Source organism: Micromonospora pattaloongensis, assembly GCF_900107255.1.
GTDB lineage: Bacteria > Actinomycetota > Actinomycetes > Mycobacteriales > Micromonosporaceae > Micromonospora_I > Micromonospora_I pattaloongensis.
In genome coordinates, this window is record NZ_FNPH01000009.1 from 76,248 (window position 1) to 98,563 (window position 22,316).

The window sequence follows — 22,316 nt, forward strand, 5'->3', positions numbered from 1 at the left end:
TAGCCCCAGGTCAGGAGTGAGCGGAGTCTCACTTCCGGTCACCGACGGGTCTCGGACCGGGCGCGACGCTGCGCCGGTTCTCAACAAGCTCTCGCTCGTGAAGGGGCGGTTCAATGCCATCTGGGGTGCGTCATGCGGAGGTCGCCGGCGGCGGCCTGGGCGGGTTGACCGTAGCTACGGCACTCGCACAGCGCGGATGGAGCGTCCGCGTCCACGAGCGCGGCAGCGAGCTGCGCGAGATCGGCGCCGGCATCTTCATGTGGGAGAACGCGGTGCGGGTGCTCGAGCACCTCGGCGCGTTCGACGAGGCGCTCGGCCGCGCGGAGCGCATCGAGAGCTGGCGGCTGTTCGACGAGCGCCAGCGCCTGATCCAGGACGACTGGATGAAGTCCGACGACGTGCGGCTCTTCACCGTGCTCCGCACCGACCTGCACCGCGCCCTCGGCAACGCCGCGAAGCGGGCCGGCGTCGAGATCGTCACCAACTCGTTCGTCGCCGGCGCGTCGGAGAACGGTGAGCTGTTCACCGAGAACGGCACCTCGTACAAGGCCGACCTGATCGTCGGCGCGGACGGCGTGGGCTCCGCGGTGCGCAACTCCGTCGGGCTGAACATCGTGGTGAAGGACCTGATGGACGGCTGCAGCCGGCACCTGGTGCCGCGGCTGCCGCACGACCCGGTCAACCACGCGCTGGAGTACTGGAACGGCGGCCGCCGCGTCGGCATCACGCCGGTCTCCGACGAGCAGGTCTACATCTACACCTGCTGCCCCGCCACCGACCTGGCCGGCCGCGAGCAGCCGTTCAACGTCGAGTCGTGGAGCCAGTCGTTCCCGCACCTGCGCCACTTCTTCGACCGCATCCCGAGCGTCTCCCGCTGGGCGTCGTTCGCCGACGTGCGCACCCACGCGTGGGTCAAGGGCAAGGTCGCGCTGATCGGCGACGCCGCGAGCGCGATGTCGCCGAACCTCGGCCAGGCCGCGTGTCTCGCCATGGTCAACGGCTTCTCGCTGGCGATGATGCTCGAGGGCGCGACCAACATCGAGTCGGCCCTGCTCGGCTGGGAGGCGCGGCAGCGTCCGGTCACCGACGCGACCCAGAAGTACTCGCGCCTCTACGGCCGCGTCGGCACCCGCTGGCCGCGCCAGCTCACCGACGTGCGCTCCGCGCTGATCTGGGCCGCCGGCAAGTCGCGGCCGTGGCAGGCGAAGGTCAACGTCGCCGCCCACCAGGGCGCCGAGCTGGTCGGCAAGGCCCGCAAGGCCGGCTGACCCGCACCGCTGTTCCAGCACGCACTGATCGTGAGCACTCCTGCCGCGGGCAGGACCAGATGATGGAGAACAGACATGCCGAAGGGTAAGGCGAAGGCGGCCGCGTTGGTCGCCGCCGCCGCACTCCTGCTCAGCGCGTGCAGCGCGGGGCAGGACAGTGAGGGCGGCGCCAGCAAGTACGACCCCTCCAAGCCCATCCCGGGCTCGGACAAGGGCAGCTTCACGGCCACGGCCGCAGAGATCAAGGAAGCGCTCAAGACCGACCCGTGGTGGTACCCGACCCTCTTCGTCGACTGCAAGGACGCGGCGACCAAGGCCGAGGGCTGCAACGGTGAACGGACCGAGGGCGTCTACAACGCGATTCCCAAGGACCTGGTCTCGAAGCGGTGGAAGATCTGCTTCGCGGTGCCGCACGTCTCCGACCCGTACTGGGTCGCCGCGGACTTCGGCGCCGTCGAGGAGGCCCGCCGGCTCGGCGTCGACCTCGACGTCTACGAGGCCGGTGGCTACACCGAGCTGTCGAAGCAGCTGAACCAGATCGACGACTGCGTCTCCTCGGGCGCGGAGGCGATCGTCATCGGCGCGATCAGCTTCAACGGGCTGGACGCGAAGGTCGAGCAGCTGGTCGACCAGGGGATCGTCGTCATCGACGGCCTCAACGGCATCTCCAACCCGAAGGTCAGCGGCCGCGCGGTGCTGAACTGGCGGGAGATGGGCGGCGCGGTCGGCGACTACCTCAAGAAGCAGAACAAGAGCGAGAAGGTCGCCTGGTTCCCCGGCCCGCCCGGCGCCGGCTGGGCCGAGGACGCGACGGCCGGCTTCAACGACGCCATCAAGGGCGCGCCGGTCAGCGTCGCCGCGACCAAGTACGGCGACACCTCCAAGGAGGTGCAGCTCAAGCTGCTGGAGGACACTCTGCAGGCCGACCCGGGCATCTCGGTGATCGCCGGCACCGCGGTGACGGCCGACGCGGCGGTCGCCGGCAACGTCGGCGGCGGCAAGGCGAAGATCTACGCCGACTACCTCATCCCGTCGACGTTCGACGCGATCAAGGACGGCAAGGTCACCTGCGGTGTCTCGGACCAGCCCGTGATCCAGGCGCGGATGGCCATCGACATGGCCGTCCGCCTGCTGGAGAAGATCCCGCTGGACGACCAGAAAGGCCGCGCCTTCCCCGCACCGAAGCTGGTCTGCGGTCCGGACGCCGGCGCGGACGCCAACCTCGACTCCTTCATCCCGGAGACGACGTTCGCCCCCGCCGACTTCAAGCCGGTCTTCCGGGTCACCAAGTGAGCCCGAGCCGATAGAGAAGGAATGATGACGCATCACGAGGAGGGCGTGGTTCTCCGCGCCGAACGGATCACGAAACGGTATCTGGGTGTCAAGGCACTCGACCAGGTCTCCTTCGACCTGCGCCGAGGCGAGATCCACGCCCTTCTCGGGGAGAACGGCGCCGGAAAGTCGACGCTGATCAAGACGATCTCCGGGTCGGTCCGGCAGGACGAGGGCATCATCTCGATCAACGGCCGGCAGCTCGGCGCCCTGACCCCCACCACCGCGGCCGCGCACGGCGTCGGCACGGTCTTCCAGGAGATGAGCCTCGTCCCGGCGCTCTCCATCGCGGAGAACATCTTCCTGGGACACGAACAGCGCCGGGCGGGACTGCTGGACAAGCGGCGGATGCTCGCCGGCGCCAAGCAGGCGCTCGCCCGCATCGGCGTCGACCTCGACCCGCGTACCCCGGTCGCCGGGTTGTCCCGCGCGCAGATGCAGCTCGTGGAGATCGCCCGGGTGCTGCACCGCCGGTCGGACATCCTGATTCTGGATGAGCCGACCGCGTCGCTGAGCCTCGGTGAGGCCCGACGGCTCTTCGAGATCATTACCGAGCTGCGCGCGCAGGGCATCGGCATCATCTACATCTCGCACCGGCTCGCCGAGATCAAGGAGCTGGCCGACCGGGTCACGGTGCTCCGTGACGGCCAGAAGATCGGCACGATCGCCGCGGCCGGGGTGACCGACGACAGGCTCGTCGAGATGATGTCCGGACGGACGCTGGAGAAGCTCTACCCCCGCATCGAGCCGCGTCCCGGGAAGGTGCGGCTGCGCGTGTCGGGGCTGAGCGGCCCGCTGCTGCGGGACGTCTCCTTCGAGGTCGCGGCGGGCGAGATCGTCGGCCTGGCCGGGCTGGTCGGCTCGGGCAAGTCCGAGATCGGCCGGGCCTGCTTCGGTCTGGAGCCGCTGACGGGCGGCACCGTCGAGATCGACGGGCGCCCGCTGAGCAAGCCGAGCCCGAAGCGCGCGATGCGACAGGGCATGATCTACTACCCGGCCGACCGCCACCAGGAGGGGCTGGTGACGACCGGGACGCTGCGGGACAACATCACGCTGCCCTCCATCGCGGCCGGCACCATGTCGCGGTTCGGCGTGCTGAACCGGCGCGAGGGGGCGGCGCGGACCAACCGGGTCGTCGAGGCTCTGTCGATCAAGCCGGCCGATCCGGGCCGTTCCATCCTGGGCTTCTCCGGCGGAAACCAGCAGAAGGCGCTGCTGGCGCGCTCCTTCGCGAAGAGCTTCCCCGTCCACGTCTTCGACGAGCCCACCGTCGGCATCGACATCGGCGCGAAGTCGGACGTCTACGAATACCTGAACAGCCTGTGCGAGCAGGGCGCCGCGGTGGTGCTCATCTCGTCGGACACCGAGGAGATCCTCGGCATGTCCCACCGCATCTACGCGGTTCGTGAGGGACGGATCGTGGCCGACCTGCGCGGCGACGACCTGACCGAGGAAAACGTCGTCCGCGCGTTCTTCGGCTCGCGCGACGCTTCTGTCACTTCAGGGAGTGTGCACCGTGACCAGTCCGCTTGACCTGGACGATCGCTCGTCCGCGCCGGAGAACGGGCAGGTGGTCGGCAAGCAGAACCCGCCGGCGCCCGCGGCGGGCCCGTCGCGGCTCGTCAGCGCGCTGCTGCGGGTCGGGCTGCTCCCGGTGCTGCTCGTCGCCGGCGTCGCGGTCTTCGCCTCGATCGAGCCGCGGTTCCTGACCCCGCTCAACGGCACGAACATCGGTCGCCAGCTCTCCTTCCTGCTCATCATCACGATGGCGCAGATGCTCGTCCTGGTGACCGCCGAGATCGACATGTCCGTCGGCTCCACCATCGCGCTGACCAGCGTGGTGTCGAGCATGGTGATGGTCAGGGTCGGCGGCGACGGCGGCGGGCCCGTGCTGGCCGGCCTGCTCGCCGGCCTCGGGGTGGGCCTGGTCATCGGGTTGATCAACGGGATCATCGTCGCGAAATTCCGGGTGCCGTCGTTCATCGTGACGATCGGCAGCGGCGCGGTCGCCTTCGGCGTGGCGCTGATGCTCTCCAGCGGCAGCCCGATCACCGGCCTGCCCAAGTCGTTCACCAAGGCGCTCGGCAACTCCGACATCGCCGGCGTGCCGCTCTCCCTGGTGATCGCCCTCGGGGTGTTCGCGCTGCTGTACCTGCTGCTCAACTGGACCACCGTCGGCCGTTACTTCTACGCCGTCGGCGGTGGCGAGAACGCCGCCCGGCTCGTCGGCGTCCCGGTGTTCCGGAGCAAGGTGCTGGCCTTCGTGCTGTGCAGCACCCTGACCTCGCTGGCGGCGGTCCTGCTCACCGCCCGCGTCTCCTCCGGCGAGCCGAACCTCGGCTCCGAGTTCGTGATCCTGTCGATCGCGGCGGCGGTGCTCGGCGGCACGTCGTTCTTCGGCGGCGAGGGCCGGCTCGGCATGGTCGCCATCGGCGCGCTGTTCCTGGTGGTGCTCTCCAACGGCATGAACCTGATCCGGGTCTCCAGCTACACCCAGCAGGTCGTCCTCGGCGTGCTGCTCGTCAGCGCGGTCGTGATCGACCGGCTGCGGCGCCGGACCGCCCGCTGACAAACCCTGAGAAAGCCGCTGGCCGGACCGGTCTCCCCTTCCGGTCCGGCCAGCGGCGCCTGGCGTACAACCTGAGGAGAAGTGGCGAGTCGATGAGCGACGCACGCAGTTTCTGGGTGGCCGGACAGGCCGCGGTGGGCGAGCGGACCTTCGAGGTGCGGCACCCGTACGACGGCCGGCTGGTCGCCTCGGTGTCGGTGCCGACCCCGGCACAGGTGGACGCGGCGGTGTCCGCGGCGCGCGCGGTCGCGGACGAGGCCGCGGCGATGCCGGCGTACGCCCGGGCCGAGGCGCTGCACCACGTGGCGAACCGGCTCGCCGAGCGCAGCGAGGAGATCGCCCGCCTGATCACCGCCGAGAACGGCAAGCCGGTGAAGTGGGCGCGCGGCGAGGTGACCCGCGCGATCTCGACCTTCCGCTGGGCGGCCGAGGAGGCGCGGCGCTGGTCCGGGGACCTGCAGCGGCTGGACACCGACCCGGCGGCCGTCGGCCGAATCGCGCTCACCCGCCGCTTCCCGCGCGGCCCGGTCCTGGCGATCGCCCCGTTCAACTTCCCGCTCAACCTGGTGGCGCACAAGGTCGCCCCGGCGATCGCCGTCGGCGCCCCGGTCATCATCAAGCCGGCGCCGAAGACGCCGCTCTCCGCCCTGGTCCTCGGCGAACTGCTCGCCGAGACGGCGCTGCCGGCCGGGATGTGGTCGGTGCTGCCCCTGCCCAATGAGGAGACCGCGGCGCTGGTGACCGACCCGCGGCTGCCGGTGGTGTCGTTCACCGGCTCCGGCCCCGTGGGCTGGGCGATCCAGAAGACGGTGCCGCACAAGCACGTCACGCTCGAACTCGGCGGCAACGCCGCCGCGGTGGTCTGCCCCGACTGGTCCAGCGAGGCCGACCTCGACGTCGCCGCCGGCCGCATCGCCACCTTCGCCACGTACCAGGCCGGCCAGTCCTGCATCTCGGTGCAGCGGGTCATCGCCGACCGGAGCATCGCCGGGGCGCTCGCCGCCCGGGTCGCCGCCGCGGTCGCGGCCCAGCGCACCGGCGACCCCTGGGACGACAGCACGGACGTGGGCCCGCTGATCGACGAGGCGGCCGCGATCCGGGTGCAGAGCTGGGTCGACGAGGCGGTGGCGGCCGGCGCGCGCGTGCTGACCGGCGGGACCCGCGACGGCGCCACCGTGGCGCCCACCGTGCTGGTGGACGTGCCGGCCGACGCGAAGGTGTCCTGCGAGGAGGTCTTCGGGCCGGTGCTGGTGATCGAGGCGGTCGACGGCGTGGACGCGGCGTTCGCGCGGGTCAACGACTCCCGGTACGGGCTGCAGGCCGGGGTGTTCACGCGGGACCTGCAGATCGCGTTCCGCGCGCACCGTGAGCTGGAGGTCGGCGGCGTGGTCATCGGCGACGTGCCGAGCTACCGCGCCGACCAGATGCCGTACGGCGGGGTGAAGGAGTCCGGCGTGGGGCGCGAGGGCGTCCGGTACGCGATGGAGGACTACACGTACGAGCGGGTCCTGGTCCTGACCGGGCTCCCGCTGTAGCGGCCGGCTACCCTTCGGCGACGTGGAGACGTTGACAGCGGGCAGCGAGATCCCGGTGCGGTTGGTGAAGGCGCCGCGCCCGGACGTGACGTACCCGGCGGTGGTGCTCGCCGACGACGGCACGCACCTGGTGGTGCGCGCCCCGTGGGCGGGCGCCGACTGCCGCGACTTCGGGTTCGTCCGCTTCGAGCGCGGCGACGTGTTCACCGAGCACTACTGGCGGGACCGGTGGTACTCGGTGAAGGAGGTGCGGTCCGCCGACGGCGCGCTGAAGGGCTGGTACTGCGACGTCACCCGGCCGGCCCGGGTGCGCGACGGCGGGCTGGTCGTGGCCGACCTCGACCTGGACCTGTGGTGCTCGGCCGACGGCGCGACGGTGCTGCGGCTGGACGAGGACGAGTTCGCCGCGAGCGGCCTGGCCGAGCGCGACCCCGAGGCCGCCGCCCGGGCCCGCCTCGCCCTGGACGAGCTCGAGGATCTGGCCCGCCGCGCCGCCCTCCCCGCACTTCCCTGATCACAACGACCTTGGAGTTATGGCGGGGATTCGCACCCTTCGTGGAGCCATAACTCCAAGGTCGTCGTGATCGTGGCGCGTCAGACCATCGCGCTGACGGCCTTCTTCAGGCTGTCGCTGGGGCGACGGGGCGCGTTCTGCTGCATCTTCGCCATCTGCTCGCCCATCTCCTGCAGCTGCTTGCGGTCCATCCCCTCACGCACCTTGGGGAACCACTCGGTCTCCTCCTCCTCGATGTGGTGCAGCATGGTCTCCATCAGCACCGTCGCCTTCGCGGCGTAGCGCTCGTCGTCGGGGCTCATCTCCGCCAGCTCCGCGGCGAGCACGTCCGCCACGTGGTGCTCCTGGTAGGACTCCAGCACCGCGGACTCCAGCCCCGGGCACATCTGCCGGGTGATCGGGTACATGCACTCGTTCTCCAGGTACGTGTGCACGGTGAGCGCCTCGTTGATCTGATCCACCATCTGCTGCATCTGCTGCGGCGTGGCGGTCTCCGCGTTCTTCTGGAATTTCTGGAACAGCGCCCGGATCTCCTTGTGCTGGCTGATCAGAAAGTCGATGGCATCGGCAGGCATGCGAGAACCTCCTCGGTAGTGGTGCCGCGACGTACCCGCGGCGCCGCCCCACAAACGGGCCGAACCGCCACAACCCGGCGCCCGAACGTCCCCCGCCCGGTCCTCAGATCGCCGCCGCCCGGGCCACCTTCCAGTCCGCCCCGACCGGCACCATCGTCAGCACCACCCGGTTCTGGTCCACCTTCTCCCCCGCGGTGCTCACGTTGCGCCGGTACTGGTTGAGATAGACCAGCAGCTCCACCCGGTCCGCGGTCGCGGTCACCACGCCGGTCGCCGAGACCTCCGCCAGCACCACCGCCTGCTGCTTGGTGGCCGTCTCCTTCAGCGCCGCGGTCGTCTGGGCGTACTCGTCGGCGAACTCGCCGGTCACGAACGTCCGTCCGTTCGCGACGCTGGCGTCGAAGGTCCGGTAGTCGTACGAGAAGATCGCCTTCGCGGCGGCGGTGGCGGTGGCCAGCGACGACCGCACGGCCGCGTCGCGCTGCTGCGCGCGGTGCTGGCCGTGCCACGCCGACCCGGCGGCGATCGCCGCGAGCAGCGTCGCGGCCACCAGGACGGGAACCAGGGGGATCCGGCGCGGGCGCAGCCGCCGCACCAACCCGGAAACGGTACGCATGTCAGCCTCCACCTAACCGACGAACTGCAGCCGGGACACGAGCCACGCGCCGGAGTCGGCGTCGCGCGTCATGTCCACCTGGATCCGGTAGTGCGACGGGCGCCCGTCGGGCGCGTTCACGTTCTTCACGGTCGCGTCGATCGCCACCAGCACCACCGCGGAACGGTGGTCGCCGGAGACCAGGCCGGCGCGCAGCACCGTCCCCCGCGACTCGACCTTGTTCTCCACCACCGCCGCCCGCACCTGCGCCTGACCGCGGTCGAACTGCTCCTTGAACTCGCCCGTGGCGCCGGCGGAGATCCGCTGCAGGTCGCGGTCGACGCTAGAGGCGCTCACCGAGACGAAGTTGACGGTGGTCTGCCTGGCCGCCGCGACCGCCGCGGCGTGCGCCGCGGTCAGCGTCCGGTCGGCGTACCAGCGCTGACCGAGGACGCCGGCCGCGGCCAGCGCGGCGGCGAGCGCGATCAGCAGCAGTCCCACCAGCACGCGCCGCCGCCGCGTCGGCGCCGCCGCCGCGGCGCCGTCCGACGCGCGCCCGTCCGTTCCGGGCTCGTCCGGCGCGCTACCGTCCGCGGCCGGTCCGCCGTCGGCGGGCGGGTCCGCCGCGGGCGCCGGCTGCCGCCCGGCCGCCGGCGTCTGCGATTCCTTCCCGGACCGCCGCGACGCCGGTGGCGAGACGCCGTCGTCCCGGACGGGCTCCTCGTCGATCGTCTTCAGCAGCGCCTCGACCGGCTCGCCCGGACCCGGCAGGTGCCGGGTGAAGGCGCGTCGCCGCCGGTTCGGCGTCGGCGTGCCGGGCTTCGCGCCCTTGATCAGTCTCAACGTGCGTTCCTCACGGGTCGGCATCGCCGCCTCCTTCGGTTCGCCGGTCACGGGGTCACCCCGGCGAGCAGCAACTGCTTCCACGACTGGTCACCGGCCAACCGGGCCTGCCCGCCGGTGCCGCCGAACTGCAGCGGCCGGCCGTCCGGGCCGAGCACGAGGCCGGTGGCCGGATCGAACCCGGCCAGCGCGGGCGGGGCCGGGTCGGCGGGGGCGGGCGCGGGGCGCGGACCATCCGCGCCCGGCCGGGGCGCGTTCCCCGCCCCGCGCACCCCCGGCTGGCCGGACCGGCAGCCGCCCGCGCCGTCGTTGACGCACGCGGGCGGGTCGCCCGCGTTGACGACGAGGCCGAGATGGACGGTGCCGTCGCCGGGGGTCACCGTGAAGCCCCCCGCGACCGCCATCGGATACACCACGAGCATCTGCTCGATGCCGGGCAACCGCCGCGCCGCGATGCCGTTGACCGTCACCAGGTTGCCCACCAGCGTGCCGATCGCCGGATCCAGGCCGCGCAGCAGCGCGACCAGCTCCCGGCCGGCGGGCGGCCCCGCGGTCAGCAGCCGGCGCAGGTCGGGGTCGGACGCGCGGACCGTCTCGGCGAGCCGGGCGAGCCCGTCGGCCCAGCGGCGCAGCGCGTCGGCCGACTCGGCCTGGGTGGCGAGCACCGTGCGCCCGTCGCGGATCAACGCCAGCGTCTCGGGCAGCGTCGCGCTCGCCTCGGCCAGGAGCGCGTCACCGGCGTCGAGGATGCGTCCCAGCGCCGCCTCGTTGCCCTCGAACGCGGTGCCCAGTTCGGTGATGAGCACGGTCAGGTCGTCGGCGTCGACCGAGCGCACCAGCGCGTCCAGGTTGGCCAGCAGCGTCTCCGGGGGCAGCGGCACGCCGGTGCGCTCCCGCGGGATCACCGCCCCGTCGCGCAGGTACGGGCCCGCGTCGCGTTCCGGACGCAGGTCCAGGTACTGCTCGCCGACCGCGGAGCGCTGCGACACCACCGCCCACAGATCGGTGGGCACCCGGGTCCCGCGCTGCAGCCGCAGCTCCGCACGGACCCCGTCGCCGCGCAGCCGCACCGCGTCGACCCGCCCGACCGGCACCCCCCGGTACGTGACGGGCGCGTTCGGAAAGAGCCCGCCGGCGTGCGCCAGCTCGACGTGCACCCGCAGACCGCCGCCGAGCAGGCGCTCGCCCAGCCCGACGTAGCGCACCGCGACGTAGCTGACGCCGAGGAGGCTCACCACCAGGAAGAGCACTACCTGCGCTTTCGCCGTACGTCCGATCACGGCCGCAGCCCTCCTCTCAGCACATCGGGCAGAGTGCCGATCTGACCGGTCACCGCGCCGGTGGGCGGCGCGGGCAGGCACTCGGGCGACAGCACGGTGCCCGGCGGCAGCTCGGTGTCCGGCGGCAGGAACGTGCCGGGCGGCACCACGCCCTTCGGCGGGAGCAGCCCGCCGGGCGGGACCGGGGAGCCGGGCCTGAGCAGCACGCAGCCGGGCGGCAGCAGGCAGTCCTTCGGCGGCGTGAAGGTCGGCGGGAACGCGTCGGGCTTCGGCAGACACTTCGGTGGCAGCAGCTCGGGCAGCCCCGGCACCAGCCCGCCGGGGTGCGGCAGCGCGGGCCCCGGCGGTCGCGTTGGCGCGGCGGGCCGCGCCGCCGCCGACCGGGCCGGCGCCGGGGCGGCCGCGACGAGGTTGGCCAGGATCGACGCCGCGTCGAGGTCGGCGGTGACCGAGAGGTTCATGAAGTCGCCGACGATCGCGCCGGTGACGTTGGGCGGGAACGGGTACGACAGCATGAAGTCCATCGACTTCGGCAGGTCGTCGCCGGCGCGGACGAGCTGTTCCAGGATGGGTTGCAGGGCGCGGACGCTGGCCACCGTGTCCTTCCGGGTCTCGGTCACGACGCGGGTGCCGACCCGGCCGAGCTCGCCGAGGGCGGTCAGCGCGCCGGTCAGCTGGGCGCGCTGCTCCGCCAGCACCGTGACGCCGGGCGCGAGCGCGTCGACCGCGTCGCCGATGACCTGCTGCTGCCGCGCGAGGCGTCCGCTGAGCCGGTCCAACGCCTCGACCGCCCGGACGAGGTCCGCCTTCTGCCGTTCCAGCCCGCCGATGAACGCGTCGAGTTGACGCAGCGCGTCGCGCGCCGCGGCCTCCCGACCGTCCAGCGCCGCCACCAGCTCCTCGTTGATGGTCTTGAGCTGCGCCAGGCCGCCGCCGTTGAGCAGCAGGCCGAGCGCGGCGAGCACCTCCTCGACCTCCGCCGACCGCCGGGTGCGGGACAGCGGGATGACGGCGCCGTCGCCGAGACCACCGTGGGCGTCCTCGGTGACCGGCGCCGCGACCGCGACGTACTTCTCCCCCAGCAGGCTGCTCTGCCGCACCGCGGCGGTGGCGTTGGCGGGCAGCCGGACGGCGCGGTCGATGCGGACCCGCGCCCGCGCGGTCCAGCCCGACAGCGAGATCTCCTCCACGCTGCCGACGGTCACGTCATCGACCTTCACGGCGGCCTGCGGCACCAGGTCGAGCACGTCGGCGAACTCGATGGTGACCCGGTATCCGGGCCCGGACGGGGCGCCGCCGGGCAGCGGCACGTCGGTCAGGGTCGGCACGTCGCACCCGGTCGCCAGCACGGCGACGGCGAGGGCGCCGCCCAGCGCCCGCCGCAGCCGGGGGCTCATCGCCGGCCCCGCAGGATGCCGCCGAGGGTCGGATCGGTGGCGCCGCCCGGCGCCCCGGCGGGCACCGGCACCCCGGACACGTTCAACGGTGCCGACGGGGACGTGCCCGGTGGGACCGTACCGGTCGCCGGGGGGCCGGGCGGCAGCTTGAGCAGCTTCCGCAGCTGATCGGTCATCGGCAGCTTCCGCGCGTGCAGCGTCTGCGCGAGCGCGACGCACTTGCTCGGCACCTGCGTCGCCGCCAGCAGGTCCACCATCAGCGAACAGACGAAGCTGGCCGGGTCGTACGGGCCCATCGCGTTGTCACGGGTGTCCAGCGTGCCCGAGCGGGGGTTGTAGGAGAGGTTGAGATTGGACACCGCCAGCGGGGTGACGTCCAGGATGTCGATGACCGCCTGCTGCTGTCGCACCAGCACTCCGGTGATGTCGGCGAGCGCTGTCACGTTGGACGCCAGCGCGCCGCGGTTCTGCTTGACGAACGCGGTGACGTCGGCCAGCGCGGTGGCGAGGTGGCGCAGCGCCGCGGCCAGCTCGTCGCGCTCGCCGGCGAGCTGCTGCGCGACGTCGGCGAGCTGGACGTTGAAGGTGCGCACCTGCCGGTCGCTATCGGCCAGCGCGGTGGTGAAGCGCTGCAGGTTGGCGACCGAGCCGAACAGGTCCTGCCGGCCGTCGGCGAGCGTGCCGAGAGCGCGGGACAGCCCGTCGAGGGAGTCGCCCAGCGCCGCTCCGTTGCCCTCCAGGTTCGCCCGCCCCGTGGCGACCAGCTCCGACAGGGCGCCGTCGGCGTTGGCCCCCTCGGGTCCCAGCGCCCGGTTGACGTCGTCGAGCGAGCGGTAGATGTCGTCGATCTCCATCGGCGACGCGGTCCGGGTGACCGGCAGTTCGGCGCCGTCCGGCAGCGCCGGGCCCCCGGCGTACGCGGGGGTGAGCTGGACGTAGCGATCGCTGACCACGCTGGGCGGGACGATCAGCGCCTGCGCGTCGGCCGGGATGTCGATCCCGTGGTCGTAGCGCAGCTCCACCCGCACCGTGCGCCCCTGCGGCACGACCGCGACCACCTCGCCGACGCGGACGCCGAGCACCCGCATGTCGGAGCCGGGGTGCACGCCGACGGCGCGGTCGAAGTGGGCCACGAGCCGGCGCTGCGGCGACTCCTGCCGCCACACGACGACGCCGGCGGCGGCCGCGAGCGCGGCGGTCGTGCCGGCGGCGACCAACAGTCGCCAGCGCCCCGTCGGACCGGGCATCAGCGTCCTCCCGTCGTCGGCTGGTAGGGCTGCAACAGCCCGGACACGTACGAGTCGAACCAGCGGCCGTTGCCCACCACGTTCGCGAAGGCGGACACGAACGGGCCCATCCGCTGCAGCGTCCGCTCCAGGTCGTCGCGGTTGCGCTGCAGGATGGCGACCACGTCGCGCAACTGCTTCAGCGCCGGGGCGAGCTGGGCCCGGTTGTCGGCGACCAGTCCGGAGAGCTGGGTGGCGAGCTCGTTCGTGCCGACCAGCAGCTCGTGGATCGCGTCGCGGCGCCGGCTCACCTCGGCGAGCAGCGCCGCGCCGTCGGCGACCAGCTTGCGGAACTCCTCGTCGCGGTCGGCGAGCACGTCGGTGACGGTGCGGGCCCGGGCGAGCAGCGTACGCAGCTCGGCGTCGCGCTCGGCCACGGTCCGGGAGAGCCGGGACAGTCCGTCCAGTGCGGAGTGCGCGCTGGCCGGGGTGTCGGCGAAGGTCTGCGACAGCGTCCGGAACGCGGCGGCGAGCTGCCCGGTGTCGATCTGCTCGATGGTGTCGGCGAGCCCGGTCACCGCCTGCATCACGTCGAAGGGCGACGCGGTGCGGCTGGTCGGGATCTCCTCCCCCTCGCGCAGCCGTCCCGGCCCGGCCGGCGTCAGCGCCAGGTACTTCTGGCCGAGCACCGTCTTGATCCGGATCGTCGCGCCGGTCTCGCGTCCCAGCCGCACGTCGTCGGCGTCGACCCGGAACCGCACCCGCACGTACGGCTGCGCGCCGCGCGCCAGCTCCACGCCGGTCACCTTGCCGACCCGCACCCCGGCCACCCGGACCTCGTTGCCGGGCGTGAGGCCGCTGGCGTCGCGGAACGCCGCCTGGTACGCCCGCCCGGTCAGCCCGCTGAGCCGGTCGAGCTGGAAGGCGGCGAGCACCACGCCGGCGAGCACGATCAGCCCGATCGCGCCGATGACGACGGGGTTGCGTTCCCGGAACGGCTTCATCGGGCACCTCCCGCGCTGCACCGGGCGGCGGAGGAACTGAAGGTGGCGGCGTTCAGCTCCTGCCCCCCGGCCACCACCCGACCGTCGAAGTCGCAGAGGTAGTAGTTCAACCACGATCCGTACGAGGCGGTGCGGGTGAGCGCCTCGTAGCGCTCGGGCAGCCGCCCGAGCGTGGCGTCGATGACCGTGGAGTTGCGGTTGAGGGTGCCGGCGAGCTCGTGCAGCGCGCGTACGTCGGCGGCGAGCGCCGGGCGGACGTCGCGCAGCAGTCCGGCGGTCGCCCCGGTGAGGTCGCCGAGGTTGGTCAGCGCGTCGCCGATGGCGGCGCGGTCGGCGGCCAGCCCGGAGACGAACTGCTGCAGCTGGCTGATGGTCTGGTCCAGGTTCCGGTCGCGGTTCGCGAGGGTGCCGAGCACGCTGTTGAGGTTGGTGATGACCCGCCCGATCACGGCGTCGCGGTCAGCGAGGGTGTTGGTCAGCGACGCGGTGCGTTGCAGCAGGCTCGCCACGGTGCCGCTCTCGCCCTGCAGCACCTGGATGATCTCGTACGCGAGCTTGTTGACCTCGTTCGGCGACAGCGCGGTGAACAGCGGGCGGAACCCGTTGAAGAGCACGGTCAGGTCCAGCGCCGGCGTGGTCCGGGCGAGCGGGATCAGGCCGCCGCGCGGCAGCGGCCGGCCGTCACCGGGCCCCTCGGTCAGCGCCACGTACCGCTGTCCCACCAGGTTCCGGTACCGGATCTTCGCGCGGACGCTGGTCGCGAGCGGCACGTCGGCCTCGACGGTGAAGGTGACCTCGGCGACGGTGTCCTCGACGACCCGGATGTCGCGGACCTGCCCGACGCGCACCCCCGCGATCCGCACGTCGTCGCCGGGCAGCAGCCCGGTGACGTCGGTGAACCGCGCGCGGTAGCTCACCCCGCCGGTCGACAGCGAGCCGAGGGTCTGGGCGAGCAGGCCGGTCAGCACCAGCGTCACCGCGGCGAAGATGATCAGCTTCACCAGGGGCGCCATCGTCTTCCGGTTCATGGCACGTTCACCACCGCTCCGCGCAGCAGCGGACCCCAGAGCAGGACCGCGATGTCGGGGACGTCCACCGGCGGCGTCCCGGTGACCGCGCCGACGAGGGGCTTGACCAGGGCGCGCTCCTGCATCGTGGCCGCGTACCCCATGGCGGCGACGGGCGGCGCGGGCGCGGCGGCCGCCGTCCCGACCGGCAGCGGCGTGCGGGGGCGGGCGCCGGCGTAGTCGTAGCCGTCGTTGATCGGCGCCTCCGGCGCCGGGGCCGGCGGGTTCGGCAGGTGACGGCAGTCCGGCCCGTTCTTCGCGCCGTAGACCGGCTCGTCGCGGCCGGGCTCGTACCGGCCGCCGTCCCGGGTCACCTCCAGGGTGATCCGCATCCGGCCGCCGGCGAACACCTCCTCGACCCGGGGCTGCAACTTGACCAGGCCGCGCATCAGGCACGGGTACTCGGGGGCGTACGCGGCGAGCAGCTGCAGCACCGGCCGGCTCACCGTGCCGAGCCGGATGAGCTGGTCGCCGTGGCGGTCGAGGAAGATCCGGGTCACGTCGGCCGCGTCGGTGGTCCCGGCGAGGAACGCGTCGAGCTGGGTGCGCTGGTCACCGATGGTGCGGGCGGTCACCGTCACGTCGCGCAGCACCGCGAGCAGGTCCGGCAGCGCGCTGTCGTAGCTGTCCAGCACCGTGGCGAGCGTGCGGACGTCCTCGGCGATCGTCGGCATCGCCGGGTTCAGCTGGCGCAGGTAGTCGGCGAGCCGGGTCAGGTTCGCGCCGAGCTGCTCGCCACGGCCGTCGAGCGCGGTGGCGACCGCGCTCAGCGTCGCGGCGAGCTGATCGGGCCGGATGGACTGCAGCAGCGGCAGCGCCTCGTCGAGGACGCGTTCGAGTTCCACGGCGGTGCGGCTGCGGTCCTGGGTGATGACCGCGCCGTCGCGCAGCGGCGGGGCCGCGGTGTGCGGCGGCGCGACCAGCTCGACGTACCGCTCACCGAAGAGCGTCTTGGGCAGCAGCCGCGCGGTGACGTCGGCCGGGATCCGGCCGATCGTCGCCGGGTCGAGCGCCAGCCGGAGCTCGGCGCCGCCGCCCTCGGTGCGCACCGAGCGGACGTCACCGACGATCACGCCGCGCACCTTGACGTCGGCGCCCTCGTTGAGGTGCAGGCCGGCGCGGTCGGCGCGCAGGGTGACCCAGGCGACCGGCGTGAACGCCTTGCGGTACTGCAGCACCGACGCGGTCAGCGCGACCGCCAGCAGTGCGATGAAGACGATGCCGAGCAGCCGATGTCTCATGCCCTCACCCCGCGATCCGGACGGTGGTGGTCGCGCCCCAGATGGCCAGCGACAGGAAGAAGTCGACGACGTTGACGGCGACGATCGCCAACCGCACCGCCCGGCCGACCGCCACCCCGACGCCGGCCGGGCCGCCGCTGGCGGTGTAGCCGTAGTAGCAGTGCACGAGCACCACGATCACGCTGAAGACCAGCACCTTGGCGAAGGACCAGAGCACGTCCACCGGCGGCAGGAAGAGGTGGAAGTAGTAGTCGTACGTCCCGGCCGACTGTCCGAAATAGACGACGGCGATGGTGCGGGTCGCCAGGTAGCTGGAGAGCAGGCCGACCACGTAGAGCGGGATCACCGCGATGAAGCCGGCGATCATCCGGGTGGTGACGAGGAACGGCAGCGACGGGATGCCCATCACCTCCAGCGCGTCCACCTCCTCGGAGATGCGCATCGCGCCGAGCTGCGCCGTGAACCCGCAGCCGACGGTGGCCGACAGCGCCAGCGCGGCGACCAGCGGTGAGATCTCGCGTGTGTTGAAGTACGCCGAGACGAACCCGGTGAAGGCGCTGCTGCCGATCTGGTTGAGCGCCTGGTAGCCCTGCAGCCCGACCTCGGTGCCGGTGAAGAAGGTGAGGAAGCAGATGATCCCGACCGTGCCGCCGGCCACCGCCAGCGCCCCGGAGCCGAAGCTCACCTCGGCGAGCAGCCGCACCACCTCGCGCTTGTAGCGCCGCAGCGTGCGCGGGGCCCACGCGAACGCCCGCAGGTAGAAGGCGAGCTGGGCGCCCAGGTCGTCCAGGAACCGCACCACCGGCATCTCACGTCCCCTTCTGCGGCACGACCTGGAAATACACGGCGGTGATGACGAAGTTCAGCGCGAACAGCAGCATGAAGGTGATCACGACGCTCTGATTGACCGCGTCGCCCACCCCCTTCGGCCCACCGCGCGCGGTCATCCCCTTGTACGACGCGACCAGCGCCGCGGCCGCGCCGAACAGCAGCGCCTTGATCTCGCCGACCACCAGGTCGGGCAGCTGCCCCAGCGCCTGGAAGCTGGCCAGGTACGCGCCCGGCGTGCCGCCCTGCATGACCACGTTGAAGAAATAGCCGCCGGAGACGCCGACGACGCTGACCAGGCCGTTGAGCAGCACGGCGACCAGCATCGAGGCGACCACCCGCGGCGCCACCAGGCGGTGCATCGGGTCGATGCCGAGCACCTCCATCGCGTCCAACTCCTCGCGGATCTTCCGCGAGCCGAGGTCCGCGCAGATCGCCGAGCCGCCCGCGCCGGCGATGATCAGCGCGGTCACGATCGGGCCGGCCTCGCGGACCACGGCGAGCACCGAGGCCGCCCCGGTGAACGACTGCGCGCCGAGCTGCCGCACCAGCGAGCCGAGCTGCAAGGCGATGACGGCGCCGAACGGGATGGATACGAGCGCGGCCGGCAGGATCGACACCGAGCTGATGAACCAGGCCTGCTGAATGAACTCGCGCACCTGGAACGGCCGGCGGCCCAGGCCGCGCAGCGCGTCCAGGCAGAACGCGAAGAACGTCCCCGCCTGCGCGACCCCCGAGGCGACCCTCATCCGTCGCCCCTCCGTGCGCGACCGCGGCCGGCGAGCTCGGTCCCCGCGCTCACCGCCGCACCCCCACGACCTCGTCGCCGAACGACCCCGGCGGCGGGGTGACCCCGTTTCGCCAGCACCACTGGCCGGCCACGCGCTCGCCGCGGCGCCGTCGCCCGTTCGAGGGACGCAGCTGCGGCGGGATCGGCGGCAGCGGCGGCAGCTCCACGCCGGCCGCCGCCTCGGCCTGCAGCTCGTCGGCGTCCTTCTCCTCGGCCATCCCGATCGGACCGACCCGCTGCGCGTTGAGGAACTGCCGGACCACCGGCTCGGTGCTGGACAGCAGCATCTCGCGGGGACCGAACATCGCCAGGTGGCCGTGGTAGATCAGGCCGATGTTGTCCGGCACGGTGCGGGCGGTGTTGATGTCGTGCGTGACGATCAGGAACGTCGCGTCGGTCTGCTGGTTGAGGTCGACGATGAGTTGGTTCAGGTACGCGGTGCGCACCGGATCGAGCCCCGAATCCGGCTCGTCGAAGAGGATGATCTCGGGGTCGAGCACGAGCGCGCGGGCCAGCCCGGCGCGCTTGCGCATGCCGCCGGAGATCTCTCCCGGCAGTTTGTGCTCGGCCCCGACCAGGCCGACCATCTCGAGTTTCTCGTAGACGATGCGCCGGACCTCGGACTCGGGCTTCCTCGTGTGCTCCCGCAGGGGGAACGCCACGTTGTCGAAGAGGTTCATCGAGCCGAAGAGCGCACCGTCCTGGAACAGCACCCCGAAGAGCTTGCGCACCTCGTACAGCGCCCGCTCGGAGAGGCGCGGCAGGTCCTGCCCCTCGATCATGATCGAACCCCGGTCCGGTTTGAGCAGCCCCACCAGGGTCTTCAGGAAGACCGATTTGCCGGTCCCGGAGGGGCCGAGCAGCACCGAGATCTCCCCGGCCGGCAGGGTGAGCGTCACGTCCCGCCACACCGGCTGACCGCCGAAGGACTTCGTCAGCCCCTCGACCCGCACCTCGACACCCACCGGCTCCTCCTGCCCGCCGTCCGTTGTCGGATACATCGCGGGTGGGGGCTCCGGCGTAACAATGTTCTTTGCGTGCTCAACTGATCACGGAACGTGCTCTGGTCAAACGCCGTCCGCGCCTATACGGTGCCGTTAACCCGTCGGTAACGAAGGTGTGTCTCCACGTCATGACCGCAGCGATCGAGCAGGACCTCGTCCGTCGGGCGGCCCAACGCGACCCCGACGCGACGGCCGCGCTGCTCACCGAGGTCCGCCCCGGGCTCGTCCGATACTGCCGGGCCCGCCTCGGCCGGATCGGCGGGGCGTACACCACGGCGGACGACGTCGCCCAGGACGTCTGCCTGGCGGTGCTCCGCGCGCTCCCCCGCTACCGCGAACAGGGCGTCCCCTTCTCCGCCTTCGTCTTCGGCATCGCCGCGCACAAGGTCGTGGACGCGCAGCGGGCCGCGCTGCGGAACTCGGGGGTCACCCCCACCGACACCCTGATCGAACGCCCCGACGCGACGCCGGGGCCCGAACAGCAGGCCGTCAGCACCGATCTCGCCCGCCGCCTGTCGGTCCTGCTCGGACGGCTCCCTGAGACCCAGCGGGAGATCATCGTGCTCCGCGTCGCGGTCGGTCTCCCCGCCGACGAGGTCGGTGCGATCGTCGGCATGTCGGCGGCCGCCGTCCGGGTGGCGCAGTCCCGCGCGCTCGCCCGGCTCCGTACGCTCGCTGGCGACACACTTGACGAGGTGGCCGCATGAGCCGGCACAAGCCGCACCACGACGAACCGCTCGACCTTGCCACGATCGCCGCCGACGACCTGCTCCTCGACGCGCTCGGCCGGGGCGCGGCGCGGCCCGAGGGCGCCGAGCCAACGCGCCCCGGCACGACAGGCGGCCGCACCACCGACGCCGCCGCGACGCCCGCCGGGACCAGCGACGACGACACGACGCGCCGCGGCGGCACGACCGACGACGACACGGCGGGCGGCGACGACCTGACCGTGCTGCTCGCCGCGTGGCGCGCCGAGCTCGACGCGGATCCACCGGCCGCCGCGCGCGACGCCGAGCTGCTGCGGGCGCTCGGCACCGAGCCGGAGCCCGCCACCACCGCCCGACCACGGGCGCCGTGGCTCGGTCGGCGGCTGATCGGCGCCGCGGCCGCCGTGATCGCCGTCGCCGGATTGGCCATCGGCACCCAGCACGCCGGGCCGACCAGTCCGCTGTGGCCGATCGCGAAGGTCATGTACCCGCAGCAGGCCGAGGCGCGCGAAGCGGCGTACGCGATCCAACGCGCCCGCACCGCGGCGGCCGCGGGCCGGAACGACGAGGCGCGGCGGCTGCTCGAGGAGGCGCGCGCGCATCTTGCCCGGGTCACCGATCCGGCCCTCATCGACCGGCTGCGCGCCGACCTCGACACGGCGCTGCGCGACCTGCCCACCGTGGAGTCCCCGGCGCCGGCCGTGGAACCGACCGGGGCGCCCGCGCCGGTCGGCACGCCCGCGACCGGCGCCGTCCCGCCGCCGCCCGTTCCGACCGGAGGGATCGGGACCGACCCGACGCGGCCGGCGCCGCGCAGCCCCGCGCCCGGACCGCGCGTCGTCCCGGAGACCGCCCCGACGCTGCCGATCCCGCCCCCGCCGCTACCCGGACCGTCGACGGTGGCGTCCCCGCTGCCGGGGCTGCCCGGGCTGCCGCTGCCGACCGGCCGGCTGTTGCGGTAGCGACCCCGCCGCCGCCTTACTCGCCGGGCGGGCGCAGCAGCGCGGCCACGGCGTCGGCGACCGGCACGTCCGGCGGGATCGCGTCCACGCCCACCACCGCGTCGACCGGAAGCGGCCCGTACAGATGGGGAAAGAGCGCACCACCCCGCGACGGCTCCCAGCGCAGCGCCGCCCCGAGCCGGTCGGGATCGACGGTGAGCAGCGCCAGCCCGGCCCCGCCGGCGAAGTGCCGCCGCGCGGTCTCGACCACCTGCTCCCGGCCGGACAGGTGGATGAACCCGTCCCGATGGTCGACCGCGGAGCCCTCGAAACGGCCCACCGCCCGCGCGACCGACCACTCCTCCGCGGTCAACAGCTTGTAGATCACTCCCGGCCCTCCGCGGTCGGCTCCCCGCTGCGGCGCGCCGGCCGGTCACGCCACACGGAGCTGCTCCCCGTCCACGGTCACCACGTCGCCCCGGTGCAACTGCCGGCCGCGCCGGACGTCCACCTCACCGTTGACGAGGATTTCGCCGGCCTCGATCCGGGCCTTCGCCTCGCCGCCGGTCTCGATCATCCCGACGAGTTTCAGGAACTGCCCGAGCCGGATCGAATCGCCCTCGATGCTGACGTCTCTCATCAGCTCATCATGCCGGCAGGCCGGTGCCGCCGCGGCGGGTGCCCCGCCGCGTCGCACGCCGGCGATTTTCGCCGCTCTCCCCCGGGTACGGCGCCGCGGGGCCTAGCATGACGGGCGCACCCCGCGTTGAAGGAGGACGGGTGCGCCAACCACGACCGTTACGGGACAGCACCAGGGACGAGCCGTGGTTGATCCTGGACCACGAGGTGCTGCGGTCCGCGTCGTTCGCCGGCGCGAAGCTGCACTCCCTCGCGGTGCTCGGGTCACGCTTCGAAGGTTGCGTCTTCGCGGGGATCAGCGTCGACGACGCGCAGCTCGCCGCCGGCCCGGACCGGTGCGACTACCTCGACTGCGTCTTCGACGGAGCACGGCTCGGCGCGGTCCACACCGGAGTCGCCCGCTTCGTCCGCTGCTCCTTCCGCAACGTGCGGCTGCGCAACTGGCACTGGGGCGCGGTCGACCTCGTCGACTGCACGTTCAGCGGCGTGCTGCGCAACTCGGTGATCTCGGGGCGGGTTCCGGACCGGTGGCGCGCGGCCGCGGGCCGGAACCGCAACCTGGTCGACGGGAACGACCTGCGGGAGCTCGCGCTGCCGGGGGTGGAGTTCGTCGGCGGCGTGGACCTGTCGCGGCAGCGGATGCCGCGCTCGCCGGAGTATCTCTACCTACCGACGGCGACGTCGGCGGTAGCGGTGGCGCAACACGCGTTGCCACGCTGTCCGGACGAGCTGCGCGACGCGGTGGTGCTGCGGCTGCGACGGATCCGCGACCTGGTCGACGGCGGGCAGCACCAGGTCTGGCTGGCCGGCAAGCGGTTCTTCGCCGGGCGCGCCGAGGCGGGCCGGTGGCTGGCCGAGCTGTGGCGCGCGACCGGGCACCTGCCGGACACGTCCCCGCCGGCCGCCACGACGTTTGCCGGACACCGCGACGGGTAGCCGGAGCGGGCACGGCCGATGCCGC

Annotated in this window: 23 protein-coding genes; 9 read left to right on the top strand and 14 right to left on the bottom strand. The window is 72.9% G+C overall.

The genetic code is table 11. The annotated features are described in order from the left end of the window. Positions 1-113: 113 nt before the first annotated feature. From BLW47_RS19885 to BLW47_RS19910, 6 genes are all read left to right on the top strand, one after another. Entirely contained in the window at positions 114-1,268 is a 1,155-nt protein-coding gene (locus tag BLW47_RS19885; protein WP_091560110.1) for an FAD-dependent oxidoreductase, read from the top strand. Between the two features lie 75 nt (positions 1,269-1,343). Next, complete coding sequence (gene torT, locus BLW47_RS19890) at positions 1,344-2,561, top strand: TMAO reductase system periplasmic protein TorT (RefSeq protein ID WP_091560113.1); 1,218 nt, start codon at positions 1,344-1,346, stop codon at positions 2,559-2,561. Positions 2,562-2,585: 24 nt separating this feature from the next. Further along, the gene (locus tag BLW47_RS19895; RefSeq protein ID WP_175543725.1) at positions 2,586-4,133 is read left to right on the top strand and encodes a sugar ABC transporter ATP-binding protein; all 1,548 of its coding nucleotides are present in this window, start codon (positions 2,586-2,588) and stop codon (positions 4,131-4,133) included. Beyond that, positions 4,117-5,169: an ABC transporter permease gene (locus BLW47_RS19900; protein ID WP_139307380.1), complete on the top strand. Its 1,053-nt coding sequence runs from the start codon at positions 4,117-4,119 to the stop codon at positions 5,167-5,169. Before BLW47_RS19895 ends, BLW47_RS19900 begins: the two co-directional genes overlap by 17 nt. Positions 5,170-5,261: 92 nt before the next feature. Continuing rightward, positions 5,262-6,704, top strand: coding sequence for an aldehyde dehydrogenase family protein (locus BLW47_RS19905; protein ID WP_091560122.1), 1,443 nt, complete (start codon positions 5,262-5,264; stop codon positions 6,702-6,704). Positions 6,705-6,726: 22 nt separating this feature from the next. Continuing rightward, on the top strand, positions 6,727-7,218 hold the full coding sequence (locus BLW47_RS19910) for a ribonuclease FAU-1 family protein (protein ID WP_217634904.1): 492 nt from the start codon (positions 6,727-6,729) through the stop codon (positions 7,216-7,218). Positions 7,219-7,298: 80 nt separating this feature from the next. Here the strand turns inward: BLW47_RS19910 and BLW47_RS19915 are convergent, their stop codons facing one another. The 12 genes from BLW47_RS19915 to BLW47_RS19970 all read right to left on the bottom strand — a co-directional run bounded on the left by BLW47_RS19915 (position 7,299) and on the right by BLW47_RS19970 (position 19,029). Next, positions 7,299-7,793, bottom strand: coding sequence for a hemerythrin domain-containing protein (locus tag BLW47_RS19915; protein ID WP_091560124.1), 495 nt, complete (start codon positions 7,791-7,793; stop codon positions 7,299-7,301). Between the two features lie 103 nt (positions 7,794-7,896). Further along, positions 7,897-8,409, bottom strand: coding sequence for a hypothetical protein (locus tag BLW47_RS19920; protein ID WP_139307381.1), 513 nt, complete (start codon positions 8,407-8,409; stop codon positions 7,897-7,899). A gap of 12 nt (positions 8,410-8,421) precedes the next feature. Further along, positions 8,422-9,282 carry a hypothetical protein gene (locus BLW47_RS19925; protein ID WP_091560130.1) on the bottom strand — a complete coding sequence of 287 codons (861 nt, stop codon included), beginning with the start codon at positions 9,280-9,282 and terminating at the stop codon, positions 8,422-8,424. Then, the gene (locus BLW47_RS19930; protein WP_175543726.1) at positions 9,279-10,511 is read right to left on the bottom strand and encodes an MCE family protein; all 1,233 of its coding nucleotides are present in this window, start codon (positions 10,509-10,511) and stop codon (positions 9,279-9,281) included. The genes BLW47_RS19925 and BLW47_RS19930 overlap by 4 nt, the downstream gene beginning before the upstream one ends. After that, the gene (locus tag BLW47_RS19935) at positions 10,508-11,908 is read right to left on the bottom strand and encodes an MCE family protein (RefSeq protein ID WP_091560136.1); all 1,401 of its coding nucleotides are present in this window, start codon (positions 11,906-11,908) and stop codon (positions 10,508-10,510) included. The genes BLW47_RS19930 and BLW47_RS19935 overlap by 4 nt, the downstream gene beginning before the upstream one ends. Next, the gene (locus BLW47_RS19940) at positions 11,905-13,155 is read right to left on the bottom strand and encodes an MCE family protein (RefSeq protein ID WP_091560139.1); all 1,251 of its coding nucleotides are present in this window, start codon (positions 13,153-13,155) and stop codon (positions 11,905-11,907) included. Before BLW47_RS19940 ends, BLW47_RS19935 begins: the two co-directional genes overlap by 4 nt. Continuing rightward, complete coding sequence (locus BLW47_RS19945; protein WP_091560142.1) at positions 13,155-14,138, bottom strand: MCE family protein; 984 nt, start codon at positions 14,136-14,138, stop codon at positions 13,155-13,157. The genes BLW47_RS19940 and BLW47_RS19945 overlap by 1 nt, the downstream gene beginning before the upstream one ends. Further along, positions 14,135-15,166, bottom strand: coding sequence for an MCE family protein (locus BLW47_RS19950; RefSeq protein ID WP_245736807.1), 1,032 nt, complete (start codon positions 15,164-15,166; stop codon positions 14,135-14,137). Before BLW47_RS19950 ends, BLW47_RS19945 begins: the two co-directional genes overlap by 4 nt. Further along, positions 15,163-16,446, bottom strand: a complete 1,284-nt coding sequence (locus BLW47_RS19955) for an MCE family protein (RefSeq protein WP_091560146.1) — start codon at positions 16,444-16,446, stop codon at positions 15,163-15,165. The genes BLW47_RS19950 and BLW47_RS19955 overlap by 4 nt, the downstream gene beginning before the upstream one ends. A gap of 4 nt (positions 16,447-16,450) precedes the next feature. Beyond that, positions 16,451-17,254, bottom strand: coding sequence for an MlaE family ABC transporter permease (locus tag BLW47_RS19960; RefSeq protein WP_091560149.1), 804 nt, complete (start codon positions 17,252-17,254; stop codon positions 16,451-16,453). Position 17,255: 1 nt separating this feature from the next. After that, positions 17,256-18,023, bottom strand: coding sequence for an MlaE family ABC transporter permease (locus tag BLW47_RS19965; protein ID WP_091560151.1), 768 nt, complete (start codon positions 18,021-18,023; stop codon positions 17,256-17,258). A gap of 49 nt (positions 18,024-18,072) precedes the next feature. Next, positions 18,073-19,029, bottom strand: a complete 957-nt coding sequence (locus BLW47_RS19970) for an ABC transporter ATP-binding protein (RefSeq protein ID WP_091560426.1) — start codon at positions 19,027-19,029, stop codon at positions 18,073-18,075. A 167-nt stretch (positions 19,030-19,196) separates the two neighbouring features. Here BLW47_RS19970 and shbA point away from each other — a divergent pair, with 167 nt between their 5' ends. Next, positions 19,197-19,775, top strand: coding sequence for an RNA polymerase sigma factor ShbA (gene shbA / locus BLW47_RS19975; protein ID WP_091560155.1), 579 nt, complete (start codon positions 19,197-19,199; stop codon positions 19,773-19,775). Then, positions 19,772-20,737: a hypothetical protein gene (locus BLW47_RS19980; protein WP_091560158.1), complete on the top strand. Its 966-nt coding sequence runs from the start codon at positions 19,772-19,774 to the stop codon at positions 20,735-20,737. Before shbA ends, BLW47_RS19980 begins: the two co-directional genes overlap by 4 nt. 16 nt (positions 20,738-20,753) lie before the next feature. Here BLW47_RS19980 and BLW47_RS19985 read toward each other — a convergent pair whose 3' ends face one another. Together BLW47_RS19985 and BLW47_RS19990 are read right to left on the bottom strand one after the other, a co-directional pair. Beyond that, positions 20,754-21,104, bottom strand: a complete 351-nt coding sequence (locus BLW47_RS19985; protein WP_091560159.1) for a DUF952 domain-containing protein — start codon at positions 21,102-21,104, stop codon at positions 20,754-20,756. A 45-nt stretch (positions 21,105-21,149) separates the two neighbouring features. Beyond that, positions 21,150-21,356 carry an RNA-binding S4 domain-containing protein gene (locus BLW47_RS19990; RefSeq protein ID WP_091560162.1) on the bottom strand — a complete coding sequence of 69 codons (207 nt, stop codon included), beginning with the start codon at positions 21,354-21,356 and terminating at the stop codon, positions 21,150-21,152. A 140-nt stretch (positions 21,357-21,496) separates the two neighbouring features. On the opposite strand from BLW47_RS19990, the gene BLW47_RS19995 reads away from it, so the two are divergent. After that, positions 21,497-22,291: a pentapeptide repeat-containing protein gene (locus BLW47_RS19995; RefSeq protein ID WP_139307383.1), complete on the top strand. Its 795-nt coding sequence runs from the start codon at positions 21,497-21,499 to the stop codon at positions 22,289-22,291. Positions 22,292-22,316: the final 25 nt, after the last annotated feature.